Annotated in this window: 13 protein-coding genes; 3 read left to right on the forward strand and 10 right to left on the reverse strand. The window is 66.5% G+C overall.

Annotated elements, in window-relative coordinates:
• Positions 1 to 6 precede the first annotated feature (6 nt).
• On the reverse strand, positions 7 to 1,038 hold the full coding sequence (gene hemE, locus C5F46_RS05515) for a uroporphyrinogen decarboxylase (protein ID WP_107324363.1): 1,032 nt from the start codon (positions 1,036 to 1,038) through the stop codon (positions 7 to 9).
• A 105-nt stretch (positions 1,039 to 1,143) separates the two neighbouring features.
• On the opposite strand from hemE, the gene hemC reads away from it, so the two are divergent.
• Positions 1,144 to 2,076, forward strand: a complete 933-nt coding sequence (hemC, locus tag C5F46_RS05520; RefSeq protein WP_168796779.1) for a hydroxymethylbilane synthase — start codon at positions 1,144 to 1,146, stop codon at positions 2,074 to 2,076.
• 57 nt (positions 2,077 to 2,133) lie between these two features.
• On the opposite strand, the gene C5F46_RS05525 is transcribed toward hemC, so the two are convergent.
• The 9 genes from C5F46_RS05525 to rpmH form a co-directional block, all read right to left on the reverse strand.
• Entirely contained in the window at positions 2,134 to 3,276 is a 1,143-nt protein-coding gene (locus C5F46_RS05525) for an MFS transporter (protein ID WP_107324365.1), read from the reverse strand.
• 75 nt (positions 3,277 to 3,351) lie between these two features.
• On the reverse strand, positions 3,352 to 3,999 hold the full coding sequence (gene yihA, locus C5F46_RS05530; protein WP_107324366.1) for a ribosome biogenesis GTP-binding protein YihA/YsxC: 648 nt from the start codon (positions 3,997 to 3,999) through the stop codon (positions 3,352 to 3,354).
• Positions 3,999 to 4,751 (reverse strand): MOSC domain-containing protein, encoded by a 753-nt coding sequence (locus C5F46_RS05535; RefSeq protein ID WP_107324367.1) that lies wholly within the window; start codon positions 4,749 to 4,751, stop codon positions 3,999 to 4,001. Before C5F46_RS05535 ends, yihA begins: the two co-directional genes overlap by 1 nt.
• The gene (gene yidC / locus C5F46_RS05540) at positions 4,748 to 6,598 is read right to left on the reverse strand and encodes a membrane protein insertase YidC (RefSeq protein WP_107324368.1); all 1,851 of its coding nucleotides are present in this window, start codon (positions 6,596 to 6,598) and stop codon (positions 4,748 to 4,750) included. Before yidC ends, C5F46_RS05535 begins: the two co-directional genes overlap by 4 nt.
• Positions 6,599 to 6,810: 212 nt before the next feature.
• Complete coding sequence (locus C5F46_RS05545; protein WP_107324369.1) at positions 6,811 to 8,373, reverse strand: GGDEF domain-containing protein; 1,563 nt, start codon at positions 8,371 to 8,373, stop codon at positions 6,811 to 6,813.
• A gap of 72 nt (positions 8,374 to 8,445) precedes the next feature.
• On the reverse strand, positions 8,446 to 9,339 hold the full coding sequence (gene ttcA / locus C5F46_RS05550; protein WP_107324370.1) for a tRNA 2-thiocytidine(32) synthetase TtcA: 894 nt from the start codon (positions 9,337 to 9,339) through the stop codon (positions 8,446 to 8,448).
• Positions 9,332 to 9,586 carry a membrane protein insertion efficiency factor YidD gene (gene yidD / locus C5F46_RS05555; RefSeq protein WP_107324371.1) on the reverse strand — a complete coding sequence of 85 codons (255 nt, stop codon included), beginning with the start codon at positions 9,584 to 9,586 and terminating at the stop codon, positions 9,332 to 9,334. Before yidD ends, ttcA begins: the two co-directional genes overlap by 8 nt.
• Positions 9,583 to 10,020 (reverse strand): ribonuclease P protein component, encoded by a 438-nt coding sequence (gene rnpA, locus C5F46_RS05560; RefSeq protein ID WP_107324372.1) that lies wholly within the window; start codon positions 10,018 to 10,020, stop codon positions 9,583 to 9,585. Before rnpA ends, yidD begins: the two co-directional genes overlap by 4 nt.
• A 21-nt stretch (positions 10,021 to 10,041) precedes the next feature.
• Positions 10,042 to 10,176: a 50S ribosomal protein L34 gene (gene rpmH, locus C5F46_RS05565; protein ID WP_107324373.1), complete on the reverse strand. Its 135-nt coding sequence runs from the start codon at positions 10,174 to 10,176 to the stop codon at positions 10,042 to 10,044.
• A gap of 192 nt (positions 10,177 to 10,368) precedes the next feature.
• Between rpmH and C5F46_RS05570 the strand changes: the two genes are divergently transcribed.
• Positions 10,369 to 11,082, forward strand: a complete 714-nt coding sequence (locus C5F46_RS05570; protein WP_107324374.1) for a TVP38/TMEM64 family protein — start codon at positions 10,369 to 10,371, stop codon at positions 11,080 to 11,082.
• Positions 11,079 to 12,497 (forward strand): dihydrolipoyl dehydrogenase family protein, encoded by a 1,419-nt coding sequence (locus C5F46_RS05575; RefSeq protein WP_107324375.1) that lies wholly within the window; start codon positions 11,079 to 11,081, stop codon positions 12,495 to 12,497. Before C5F46_RS05570 ends, C5F46_RS05575 begins: the two co-directional genes overlap by 4 nt.
• Positions 12,498 to 12,504: the final 7 nt, after the last annotated feature.

Consider the following 12,504-nt stretch of genomic DNA (forward strand, 5'->3'; position numbering starts at 1 on the left):
AACGGCTTAGCCGTTGCGTATCGTCTCGACCATCAGGCTGACGTTGTCGGGGTTGGCCTCGGGGGTGATGCCGTGGCCCAGGTTGAAGATATGCGGCCCGTTGCGGAACGCCTGCACCACGCGGCGCGTGGCCTCGATCAGCTCATCGCCGCCGGTGACCATGTGGCGCGGGTCCATGTTGCCCTGCACGCAGCCGTCGATCTGCACATTGGCCGCCGCCCATTCCGGTGTGACCGAGTTGTCGAGCGCGACACAATCGGCGCCGGTGGCCTTGGCAAAGCCGATGTAGCCCTCGCCCGCCTCGCGCGGGAAGGCGATGATCGGCAGGCCGGGGTGGCGGCGTTTCAGTTCCGCGATCATGCGGCGGGTGGGTTCCACCGCGAAATCGGTGAAATCCTGGCCCTTCAGGCTGCCCGCCCAACTGTCGAAGATCTTTACGACCTCGGCGCCGGCTTCGACCTGTTTCGACAGGTATTCGATGCTGGCGTCGGTCAGCAGGTCGATGATCGCGGCAAAGGTCTCGCGGTCGGTATCCTTCAGCGCGTGTGCAGCGGCCTGATCTTTCGACCCGCGGCCCGCGATCATGTAGGTCGCCACCGTCCACGGCGCGCCGCAGAACCCGATCAGCGTGGTTTCCTTGGGCAGTTCGCGCGACAGGATGCGCACGGTTTCATAAACCGGGGCCAGCGTGTCGTGGATGTCGTCCTTGCCCTTCAGCGTCTTCAGCCCTTCGGCCGAGGTCACGGTTGACATACGCGGGCCTTCGCCGGTCTCAAACCACAGATCGGCGCCCAGAGCCTGCGGCAGCAGCAGGATATCGGCAAACAGGATCGCCGCATCAAAGCCATAGCGGCGGATCGGCTGCAACGTCACCTCGGCAGCCAGTTCCGAGTTGTAGCACAGCGACAGGAAATCGCCTGCCTGCGCACGGGTGGCGCGATATTCCGGCAGGTAGCGGCCGGCCTGACGCATCATCCACACTGGCGGGGTGGGCAGGGTTTCGCCTTTCAGGGCGCGCAGGATGGTCTTGTCGCTCATGTCCAGTCTCCTTTGGCTCCTTCATCGCGGCCTGCGGCGCGATGTCAAGCGGGACGTGCCTTGCGCGGGCCTTTTGACGCGGTTATTCCTTGACCCATGAAACAGATGCCCACACCCAATTCGCCCCTGAAGATCGGCACCCGCGGTTCGCCGCTTGCCTTGGCTCAGGCATATGAAACGCGGCGTCGCCTGATGGCGGCGCATGGCCTGCCCGAGGCTGCCTTTGAAATCGTGGTCATCAAGACCACGGGCGACAGGGTGCTGGATCGCGCCCTGCGCGATGTCGGCGGCAAAGGCCTGTTCACCAAGGAAATCGAGGATGCAATGTATGCCGGCGATATTGATATCGCCGTGCATTCGATGAAGGACGTGCCCACGGTTCAGCCCGACGGGCTGGTGATCGCGGGCTATCTGCCGCGCGAAGATGTGCGCGATGCCTTCATCTCGCCCGGGGTTGAACGGCTGGCAGACCTGCCCGAGGGGGCCGTTGTCGGCTCGTCCAGCTTGCGGCGCCGCGCGCAACTGGCCAACCGCCGCCCCGACCTGCAACTGGTCGAGTTCCGCGGCAACGTGCAGACCCGCCTTAAAAAGCTGGAAGACGGCGTCGCCGTGGCGACCTTCCTTGCCATGGCCGGTCTGAATCGTCTGGGGATGAGCCATATCGCCCGCTCGGCCATCGAGGTTGAAGAGATGCTGCCCGCCGTGGCGCAGGGCGCCATCGGTCTGGAACGGCGTGCCGATGATGCCCGCGCCGAAATGCTGCTGGAGCCTATCCTCGACGTGCCCACCGGCCAGCGTCTGGCCGCGGAACGGGCTTTCCTGCTGGTGCTGGACGGGTCGTGCGAAACCCCGATCGCCGGTTTGGCGGTGATCGAAGGCGATACCTTGTGGCTGCGTGGCGAGATTCTGCGCCCCGACGGCTCAGAGCGGATCACCGGTGAACGCCGCGCCCCGATTGCCGAGGCCGAGGCGCTGGGCCGCGGTCTGGCCGACGAACTGCTGGCGCAGGCGCCGGCCGGGTTCTTTGACTGGAACTGAGACGGCTTTCATCATGACCAGAACGCCGCCGGGCAACCGGCGGCGTTTTTCGTTGGGTCAGAACCCCGTGCGCCGGTCCATCAGCCACAGCGCAATGGCCCCGCTGGCGGCCACGCCCGCCCCCAGCGCCGCCGCCAGCCCATAGCCCGACAGCGCGGTGCCGATGGCAAAGGCCGCAGCGCAGGTGCCTTCGCCCGCAAGCCTTTGCAACGCGATCAGCGAGGCCCCGGCGCCGGGGCGGTCGGCCATCAGATCCTGAAGGTAGGCGATGGGCAGCGTCAAGATCAGCGCGCCCCCCACCGCAGCGGGCACGATCAGCAGCCAGACAAAGGGCCCGTGCGCCAGCACTGGCAGCAGCGCCAGATGGCTGGAATACAAAAGCGCCCCGATCACGATCAGCCCGCCCTTGGGCGCCCGCGCCGCCACCAGCGGCAGGGCCAGCATGAAGGGCACCTCCAGCCCCGCGACAAAGCCCACGAACAGCGCCACATCGGCCGCGCCGCGCCCCTCGGTCGCGGCAAAGACTAGCCCGATCAGCACCAGATACAGAATCACCCCGCCATTCACCGCCCCCAGCGCCAGCACCCGCACCAGCACCCGGCCGCTCCCCAACTCGCGTAGCGACGCGGCAAAGCTCAGCCCCGAGGGCGTGTCGGTCCAGGCGGTGGCGCCATCGCGCGGCCAGGCCCGCAGGCTGATCGCCAGCATTATGCCTGCCAGCAGCAGGCAGACCGGATAGACCGCCATGATCTCGATCCCGGCGGAAAAGGCCACCGACCAGACCGGCAGAACCAGCACGAAGGGCACCGCAAACAGCGCCCGCAGTGCCGACAGAATCGCCCCTCGCGCCTCGTCGGGGTGGGTCGAGGCGGCCAGCCGGGCAAAGGCGAACAACTGCCCGAAGATTGTGGAGGACAGCGGCAACAGCAGCGCATGGGTGGCCACAAAGGCCCAGGGCGCGCGGCCCGCCAACACCAGCGCCAGCCCCGCCACCATCAGCGCCATCGAGGCGGTGGCAATCGCGCGGCGGTTGGCGCGCTGATCAGACCGTATGCCGAAGGCGACCGAGGCCGTAACCGAAACCAGCGCCGCGCAGACCAGAACGGCGGCATAGCCATGGTCACCCAGCCCGAATTCGGCCACCGCCAGCGTAGAGACATAGGGCGCCAGCGTCGCGATCAGTGCGCCATACAGCACCATCAGCGCGGCGGTCAGCCGCAGCGCCGGATCGGTCAGGATCGGGGTAAACGGGGCCAGCCTGCGCAGGATCGCCCCCTAGACCAGCGTGGCGATGATGGCACGCAGCGTCTCGATCCCGTCGCCTTTTTCCGACGAGGTCAGCACGATCTCGGGGTATGCGGCGGGGTGCTTGGCCAGCGCGCCACGAACCTGTTCAATCACTTGGGCCTGATCGGCGCGGCTGACCTTGTCGGCCTTGGTCAGCACGACCTGAAAGGTGACCGCCGAGCGGTCAAGCAGGGCCAGGATTTCGTCATCGACCTTTTTCACGCCATGGCGCGTGTCGATCAGCACAAAGGCCCGGCGCAGCGTGACGCGGCCCGACAGATAGGCCTTCAGCAGGCGTTGCCACTTTTCCACCACCGCCAGCGGCGCCTCTGCATAGCCATAGCCGGGCAGGTCCACCAGATAAGGCCCCTGCGTGGTGAAATAGTTGATCTCTTGCGTGCGGCCCGGCGTGTTCGAGGCGCGCGCCAGCGTCTTGCGGCCGGTCAGGGCGTTGATCAGGCTCGATTTGCCCACGTTGGAGCGGCCCGCGAAACAGACCTCCAGCCGGTCGGCCGGGGGCAGGCCGTCCATCGCCACTACGCCCTTGAGAAACTCCACCGGACCGGCGAACATCAGCCGCCCGGCTTCGCGGGCCTCGGGCTCTGGCTCGGGGGCGAGGGGAAACTGAACCTGCATCACATGATCTCCACCGCGGCGCCGGTGGCAATGGTGCCGCCGGTCACGACGCGGGCATAAAGGCCAAAATCCTTGTCGCCAAAGGCTGCCTCCAGCGATTCCAGCAGTTCGCAATCCTCCTGCCCGGTGGCGGGGTTTACGCAGGTGGCGCGGCAGCGGGTGATCGGCTCGGTCACCTCCAGCACGGCGGTGCCGATGCGCAGGCGCCGACCCGTCAGCGCCCGTTCGGCATCCACCGCCCAACCCTCGACCCAAAGATTGCCGCGAAAGCGATGGATCGACAACGCACGCCCGACCCGCGCCTCCAGTGCGCGCAGCGAGGTCAGCGACAGCACCGAAACCCAAGGTTCGGGCACATCGGTCAGCGCTTGGTCGGGCACCTGCACCACATGGCTGGCCGCGGGCCGCCCGGCAGGCCACAGCGGGCGCAGCCAGTCGATCAGCCGCGCCTGATCATCGGGGCGCGCCAGATCAACCGTGATCCTGCCTGCCCGTGGATGTGTCAGCGTCACCGCCGTGCCCGCAACCTGTGCGGTGATGGCCATCAGTTCCGGCCCGGCCACCCCGCGCAGAAAGTTCATCTTGGCCTGCCAGCCTACGGGCTGGCCGGTGAATTTGGCGGCCTGATGTGCAACGGCCCAGACCCGGTCCAAAGCAAGCGCGCGCCCCTCGGTCAGGGGCGCGCTGCTGATCTCCTCAACCCCGATCGCCTTGATCGGGTGCCGCAGGATATGGGCCAGATGCGGCGTCATTTCCTGGGCTTGGACGCCTCAGGCTTGCGCTTGAAGCTCTTGCGGATGTTGCCGAAGAAATCGGGCGGGTGGCCGTGCATCCGCATGATCGTGTATTGCTGGATGAAGGTGATGGTGTTGTTCGCGATCCAGTAGATCACCAGACCCGAGGCAAAGCCGCCCAGCATGAACATGAACACCCACGGCATCCAGGCAAAGATCATCGCCTGCGTCGCATCGGTCGGCGCCGGGTTGAGCTTTTGCTGGAACCACATCGAAATGCCCAGCAGGATCGGCAGCACGCCGAGCGAGAAGATGAAGAAGAGCGAACCGGGTTCCGGCACCGGGTTCGACAGGAGGCCGAACAGGTTGAGGATCGAGGACGGGTCAGGCGCCGACAGGTCGCGGATCCAGCCGATCCACGGTGCGTGGCGCAGTTCGATCGTGACAAAGATCACCTTGTAGAGCGAGAAGAAGATCGGAATTTGCAGGAAGATCGGCAGGCAGCCCGAGGCCGGGTTGACCTTTTCACGCTTGTAAAGCGCCATCATCTCGATCTGCATCTTTTGGCGGTCTTCGCCAAACCGCTCCTTCAGCTTTTCCATCTCGGGCTGAAGTTCCTTCATCTTGGCCATCGAGACGTAGGACTTCCGCGCCAGCGGGAACACCGCCATCTTGATCACGATTGTCAGCGCAATGATCGCCCAGCCCATGCTGCCCGGAATGGCAAGCGCGGCAATATTGGTGTTCAGCCAGTGCAGCAGCCAGAACATTGGCTTGGTCAGGAAGTAGAACCAGCCCCAGTCGATCGAATCGACAAAGCGCTTGATGCCCTGGTTTTTCTCGTAACCGGTGATGGTTTCCCATTCCTTGGCGCCGGCAAACAGCATCGAGCCGACCGAAGCCGAAGCGCCGGGCGCGACCTCCATCACAGGCATCCGGGCCTCGGCCTGATAAATCTCGGCCCCGGGGGCGTATTTCACCACCGAGGTAAAGGCTTGGCCGGGCATCGGCGCGAGCGTGGTCATCCAGTATTTGTCGGTGAAGCCGATCCAGCCATCGGCCGTCACAGAGACCACATCGGCCTGCCCCTCACGGTCAACCGGCGCCAGACCGGCGATGTCGTCGTAGTCGGTTTCTTGCAGTTTGCCGTCCGACATCCGCACCGCACCTTCGTGCAGCACAAAGAAATTTTGCGTGTCGGGCTGGCCGTGGCGGGCGACAATGCCATAAGGCGCCAGCCGGACCACGGCGCCGGTGGCGTTTTCAACAGATTGTGTGATGGTGAACAGGTAGTCCTCATCCACGTCCATCTGGCGGCGGAAGATCAGGCCGGCGCCGTTATTCCAGGCCAACGTGACCGGCTGACCTGGGGCGAGCGTCGTGCCGCTTTCCACCGTCCAGGGCGTTTTCGCACCGGGCACCAGCGCGGGGTCAAGCTCGCCTGCGGGCAGCCAGCCATAGACGGCGTAATAAGGTTTGGCTGCGTCCAGATCGGTTCCGCCGACCGGCGCCAGAAGCCGGACATTGGGCGAATCATCGGCCAGCGTCTCGCGGTAGCCTTTCAGCGACAGATCGTCGATCCGCCCGCCCAGAAGCGAGATCGAGCCGCTCAGCCGCGGCGTGTCGATGCTGATCCGGGGCGCTGCAGCAAGTTCGGTCGCCGTGGTTTCGGCGCCAGAAGCCGGAGCCGCGGTGCTGTCGGCCACTGCGGGGGGCGCTGCCGGGTCGGTCTGCGACTGGCTGATCGCTGTCGGCGCAACCGGGGTGCTGGGCACCTCGGGCGGGGCGACGAAGGCATACCAGACCACGATCACCAGAAAGGAAAGCACGCTCGCAAGGATGAGATTCTTGTTCTGATTGTCCATCGGGGGGGTACCGCCAGCCTGTCCAAGGGTTGGGGCAGGTTCAACAGAAGGGGCGGCCAAAGGTCAAGCAGTTTTCCCCTGCTGTCTCGCCCGCCGCTGGATTTGCCGACACTGAACCGCGGAAAACCGGCACAGTCTGGTGAAATACAGCAGGGTATGCTTCGCCACAGCGGTTGCAGCCCCGGTATGAGATGCCTCTGGCACGGCAAGTATCAGACTTTGCGGTTGCCCAGACGGGGCGTGGCCGCCAGTTTGGCGCGGTGCCGCAGGCTCCAGTCATGTGTTTCCTCCAGCGCCATGGCCGGGGCGATGGCCGGGCCTTGCACATGGTTGCAGCCCAGTTGTGCCAATATCGCGTGTTCACCGATGCTGCTGACGCCATCGGCCAGCGTCTCGACGCCCAGCCGCTCGGTCAGAGAGATGAGCGCACTCAGAACGCGCTGTTGACCGGGGTCCATATCGGCGCGCGCGACAAAGCTGCGGTCGATCCGCAGTCGCCGCACCGCGCCGCCGCGGATTTTGTTGATCGAGGCTGGCCCTGCACCAAAACCCGCCAGATCGATGTGACAGCCCATCCGTGCCAAGGCGGCCATATTGTAGCCGATCACATCCTCTCCGGCGCCAGAGACCGCGGTTTCGGGCAGTTCAAAGCGCAGTCGCCCAGGGGCGGCTTCAAAGCGGTCGATATCCCACTTCAGGCGTTGCGTCAGCTTGGGGTCGCGCAACTCTTCGGTTGACAGTGGCACGGTTGCGGTAGCGCCCCCCATCCCGGCCTGGTCCCAGTGCCGCAGCGCGGCCAGAGCTTGCGCCAGCATCAACTCAGTCAATCGGGGGCGCAGGCCCTGCGCCGTCAGCGCGTGCAGAATGTCTGCATCTTCCAGAACGCCACGTTGGGGGGGGTGCCAGCACGGCTCGACCGCAAAGCCAGAAATCGCGCCGGTATCGGTGCAGAGCTGCGGGCGGAACCGGGCGACGATCTGCCCCGCCTCAAGCGCCGCCGCCGCATTTACCAGCGCGCTGCGCGTTTCGGCGGCCTGTCGCACCTCGACCGAATAGGCCCGAATCGCCCCTTGTCCGCAACGCCGCGCCTCTTCTGCGGCGGTTTCGGCGGCGGTCAGCATGGCTGCGCCGCTATGCCCCGGATTCCGGCTGATCAAGCAGAACCCGATATGAACTGAAACATGCACCTTGGCGGCATCAAGTGAGAAGGGCGCCTCCAGCGCGGTCTGCAGCCGGTTTGCAACCTGGATCGCGCTCTCCAGATCGGTGCGGCGCACCGGGGCCAGCACCACGGCGAACCGCGGCCCGTCAAGCCGAACCGCCAGATCGCTTTCCCTCAGCGCGCCGTGCAGACGATCGCCGCACCGGCGCAAGAGCCGCCCCATGGCATCGGCCCCCAGTTCTGTTGCCAGATCGTCGGCATTGTCAAAACCCAGAACGAAGGCGGCGCTGCCGTGGCCGGTTGTGGCGGCCAGGCTGAGCGCGCGGTCAAGCAGCGCCTCGGCGGCCGGGCGCAGCGGCAGGCCGGTGGCACCGCAGCACGTCACCGGATCGTCGCGGGCGCCACCCGCCGGGGCGGCGCGAAGGGTTGGATCGCGCGCAAGCCAGGCGACGGCCAGTGCGGTGGTCGCCACAAGCGCGACCCCCTCGGCGCCATACCACAGGCCCGCCAGCACCAGCGCCGGTGTGAAGGCCAGCAATTCGAGCCGCAGGACGCCGCGCGCCCAGTGCCGGATCCTAGGTGTCGGCGCCTTTGCCCCGCCTTCGTTCGACATGCGCCCAAACCCCGTTTTCCGCCAGCCACCCGGCCGATGAAACGAAGCTAGGACCGCTTCGTCAGGATTCGGTTAATCCCGGTCACGCAGTCTTGGAGGAATTTCGCTCAAATCCGCCGGATCGGGCGCGCCAATGTGCAAGCCATTGAAATCAAAAAGCGCCGGGTCCAACAGATGCGAGGGGCGGGTGTTCATCAGCGCGCGAAACATCACCTGACGGCGGCCGGGGCTGCGCGCCTCCCATCCGTCGAGAATTGCCTTGACCTGCTGGCGTTGCAGCCCGTCCTGGCTGCCGCAAAGATCGCAGGGGATGATCGGGTAGTTCATCGCGCGGGCGAAACGATCGCAGTCGGCCTCGGCCACAAAGGCCAGCGGGCGATAGACGAACAGGTCGCCATCCTCGTTCACCAGCTTCGGCGGCATCGTGGCAAGTCGCCCGCCATGAAACAGGTTCATGAAGAATGTTTCCAGAATGTCGTCGCGGTGATGGCCCAGCACCACGGCCGAACAGCCCTCTTCGCGGGCGATGCGGTAAAGATTGCCGCGGCGCAGGCGCGAACACAGGGCGCAATAGGTCCGCCCCTGCGGAATTTTGTCCATCACGATTGAATAGGTGTCGGCATATTCGATGCGATGGGGCACGCCCATCCGCGCCAGAAATTCAGGCAGGACAGTGGCGGGAAAGCCGGGCTGACCCTGATCTAGGTTGCAGGCCAGCAGATCGACCGGCAATAGCCCGCGCCACTGCAATTCGTGCAGAACGGCCAGCAGGGTGTAGCTGTCCTTGCCACCCGACAGGCACACCAGCCAGCGCGCGCCCCGTTCGATCATGCCATAGGTGTCGATGGCCTCGCGCACCTCGCGCACCAGCCGCTTGCGCAGCTTGCGAAACTCGGTCGAGGTGGGGGCGCCATGGAACAGCGGGTGAATGTCGTCGCCGTCTTTGCTGCCGTCGTCGTCAAGCATCGGGCTTCTCCTGCGCCGGGGTCTTGACGGGGGGCACCGGGTCGTGGCCGCAGCCGCCCCACGGATTGCACCGCAAAATGCGCCAGAAGGCCAGCCAGCCGCCCTTGATCGCGCCGTGTTTTTCCAGCGCCTCAAGCGCATAGGCCGAACAGGTGGGCTGAAACCGGCACGAGTTGCCAAGCCAGGGTGACAGGATCAGACGATAGGCGCGCACCGGCAGCGCCAGAAGATGGGCCAGCGGGCTCATGCCATGTCCTTGTGAATCTGGGTCAGGGCGCGGGACAGATCGGCAAGCAGCGCGGCAAAGTCGCGTTCGGCCGTGGCACCGGGACGGCCGACCAGAACATAATCCCATCCGGGGCGGGCAGACTGGGGCAGAACCGCGCGCGCAATGGCACGAAGCCGCCGCTTGGCCCGGTTCCGCGCAACGGCGTTTCCCAGCTTTTTCGAGCAGGTGAAGCCGACACGGATCAGATCGGGGGGCACGGGTTCGTCGGGGCGGCGTGGGCGCGCCTGCAACAGAAAGCCCGGCGTGCCTTGGCGCCGGGCCTGAGCCGCGCGCAGAAACTCTGCCCGCTTGCGCAGCGTTTCGAGCGGGTACAGCGCGCAAACGGAAACCGCCGGGGCGCTTCCCGCGCTCCGGCCCTCAAAGCCAGTCACGGGAGCCTCCGGCGGTGCCATGGCGTTTGGTGCCGCTTGGCCTTATGCCGACAGCGACTTGCGGCCCTTGGCGCGGCGGGCGTTCAGCACCCGGCGGCCGCCTTTGGTGGCCATGCGGGCGCGGAACCCGTGGCGGCGGGCACGGACAAGGTTCGACGGCTGATACGTGCGCTTCATCGCAAAAACTCCGGTTCAGGCAGCCCAAATAGATCGGATTCGAGCGCCGATGTCATTCGAAGCCCGGTCTTTAGTCGGGCTTGCCTTCCAAGTCAATTCACCGGAGGGGTTTTTCTTGAACCGCTCTGGCCGGGGCGGTGGGCAGAGCTAACTGGGAAAAACAGGCGCGCGTGGCAAGGGTAAAGGGAACCGATGGCACAGGATGGGCAGGCGCGGCGGCTGGCGTTGCTGGCGCTGATGGTTGCGGTTGCGGTTTTGGGAGCCTGGGCGCTGGGCGACCGGCTGAGTTTTGCGGCGCTGGCCGACAACCGCGCCCGCCTGATCGCCGCGCGCGAAGCCGCGCCGGTGCTGACGGCGGTGGGGTTTGTTGCCGCCTATGCTGGGCTGGTGGCACTGTCGCTGCCCGGTGCGCTGGTGGCGACGCTGACCGGGGGCTTTTTGTTCGGGGTCTTTCCGGGGGTTTTGTTCAACGTCATTGGCGCCACGATCGGGGCGGTGGCGGTCTTCATCGCCGCGCGCTGGGGCGCCGGTGACCGGCTTGCCGCCCGAATCGCCGAGGGCGGGGGCCGCGCCGCGCGCGTTCTGGCAGCGATCCGCGAAAACGAATTGTCGGTTCTGTTCCTGATCCGGTTGGTGCCGGTGGTGCCGTTCTTTCTGGCCAACCTGCTGCCTGCTTTTGCTGGGGTGGCCACGGGCCGGTTTGCGCTGACCACGTTTTTCGGCATCCTGCCCGGTGCGCTGGTCTATACCTCGGTTGGCGCGGGGCTGTCCGAGGTGATCGCGCGGGGCGAGACGCCCGATCTGGGGGTGATCTTTACTGCGCCGGTTCTGGTGCCATTGCTGGGTCTGGCTGCGCTGGCGGCGCTGCCCATCTTCATTCGTCGGATCAGGGGGCGCGAGTTATGAGCGAAGCGATAGCGACGGATATCTGTGTCATCGGCGCAGGGGCGGGCGGTCTTTCGGTGGCGGCGGGAGCTGCGCAGATGGGCGCGCGGGTGGTGCTGGTCGAGGCGGCTGCGATGGGGGGCGATTGCCTGAACCATGGCTGCGTTCCGTCCAAGGCGCTGCTGGCGGCCGCGGCCGCGGCGCAGGCCGTGCGCGCGGGCGGCCCCGGCGTGGCCGGACAGACGCCGGTGGTGGATTACGCCGCTGCTATGGATCATGTCGCCGCCACCATCGCCGGTATCGCCCCGCACGACAGTCAGGAGCGGTTCGAGGGGCTGGGGGTCCGGGTGATCCGCGACTGGGGGCGGTTTACCTCGGCCAACACGTTGACGGCGGGCGGGGCCACGATTTCCGCGCGCCGCTTTGTGATCGCCACCGGCTCGCGCCCGGCGATCCCGCCGGTGCCGGGGCTGGAAGAGGTGCCTTTTCTGACCAACGAATCCCTGTTTGGGCTGCGTGCGGCGCCCGATCATCTGCTGGTGCTGGGCGGTGGCCCGATCGGCTGCGAGATGGCGCAGGCACATCGACGGCTGGGCTGCCGGGTGACGCTGGTCGAAGCCGGGCGCTGCCTTGGCCGCGACGACCCCGAGGCGGCGGCGCTCCTGGTGGCGGCGCTGCGCGCCGAGGGGGTGGAGGTGCTGGAGGGCGTGGCGGTTGAGCGCGCCGGATATGGCGAACAGGGGCTGGCGCTGTGGCTGGCCGACGGGCGGCAGGTGACAGGCTCTCACCTGCTGGTGGCCACCGGGCGGCGCGCGGCGCTAGACCGGCTGAACCTTCCTGTCGCCGGGGTTGAAACCGGCCCGCAGGGGGTGCGGGTGGATGCGGGGCTGCGCACGACGAACCGGCGCATCTTTGCCATCGGCGATGCGGCGGGGTTGGGGCAGTTCACCCATCTCGCGGGCTATCATGCCGGGCTGGTGATCCGCTCGGCTCTGTTGGGGCTGCCGGTGCGGGCGCGCGGCGATCATATTCCGCGCGCCACCTACACCACCCCGACGCTGGCACAGGTGGGCCTGACCGAGACCGAGGCGCGCGCTGCCCATGGCGCAGCCGTGACTGTGATCCACGAGCCGTTCGCAGGCAATGACCGGGCGCGCGCAATGGCCCGGACCGAGGGGTTTATCAAGCTGATGGTGGTCAGGGGCCGCCCCGTCGGTGTGACGGTGGTGGGGCCGGACGCCGACGAGATCATCGGGCTATGGGCGTTGATGCTGGCCAACCGGCTGAAGCTTTCGGCCGTGGCGGGCACGGTGCTGCCCTATCCGACGCTGGGTGAAATCTCCAAACGTGCGTCTGGCACCTATTTTTCCCCTAAACTCTTTGATAATCCTGTGGTGAAGCGGGGAGTGCGGCTGATCCAGCGTGTGCTGCCCTGACCCGCAA

The organism is Phaeovulum veldkampii DSM 11550 (assembly GCF_003034995.1).
In the GTDB taxonomy this organism is placed as follows: Bacteria; Pseudomonadota; Alphaproteobacteria; order Rhodobacterales; family Rhodobacteraceae; genus Phaeovulum; species Phaeovulum veldkampii.

What these genes read in the sequence shown, in the direction of transcription:
- hemE (WP_107324363.1), bottom strand. Translation starts at nt 1,038, where the DNA reads ATGAGCGACAAGACCATCCTGCGCGCCCTGAAAGGCGAAACCCTGCCC.
- hemC (WP_168796779.1), top strand. Translation starts at nt 1,144, where the DNA reads ATGCCCACACCCAATTCGCCCCTGAAGATCGGCACCCGCGGTTCGCCG.
- C5F46_RS05525 (WP_107324365.1), bottom strand. Translation starts at nt 3,276, where the DNA reads ATGGTGCTGTATGGCGCACTGATCGCGACGCTGGCGCCCTATGTCTCT.
- yihA (WP_107324366.1), bottom strand. Translation starts at nt 3,999, where the DNA reads ATGCAGGTTCAGTTTCCCCTCGCCCCCGAGCCAGAGCCCGAGGCCCGC.
- C5F46_RS05535 (WP_107324367.1), bottom strand. Translation starts at nt 4,751, where the DNA reads ATGACGCCGCATCTGGCCCATATCCTGCGGCACCCGATCAAGGCGATC.
- yidC (WP_107324368.1), bottom strand. Translation starts at nt 6,598, where the DNA reads ATGGACAATCAGAACAAGAATCTCATCCTTGCGAGCGTGCTTTCCTTT.
- C5F46_RS05545 (WP_107324369.1), bottom strand. Translation starts at nt 8,373, where the DNA reads ATGTCGAACGAAGGCGGGGCAAAGGCGCCGACACCTAGGATCCGGCAC.
- ttcA (WP_107324370.1), bottom strand. Translation starts at nt 9,339, where the DNA reads ATGCTTGACGACGACGGCAGCAAAGACGGCGACGACATTCACCCGCTG.
- yidD (WP_107324371.1), bottom strand. Translation starts at nt 9,586, where the DNA reads ATGAGCCCGCTGGCCCATCTTCTGGCGCTGCCGGTGCGCGCCTATCGT.
- rnpA (WP_107324372.1), bottom strand. Translation starts at nt 10,020, where the DNA reads ATGGCACCGCCGGAGGCTCCCGTGACTGGCTTTGAGGGCCGGAGCGCG.
- rpmH (WP_107324373.1), bottom strand. Translation starts at nt 10,176, where the DNA reads ATGAAGCGCACGTATCAGCCGTCGAACCTTGTCCGTGCCCGCCGCCAC.
- C5F46_RS05570 (WP_107324374.1), top strand. Translation starts at nt 10,369, where the DNA reads ATGGCACAGGATGGGCAGGCGCGGCGGCTGGCGTTGCTGGCGCTGATG.
- C5F46_RS05575 (WP_107324375.1), top strand. Translation starts at nt 11,079, where the DNA reads ATGAGCGAAGCGATAGCGACGGATATCTGTGTCATCGGCGCAGGGGCG.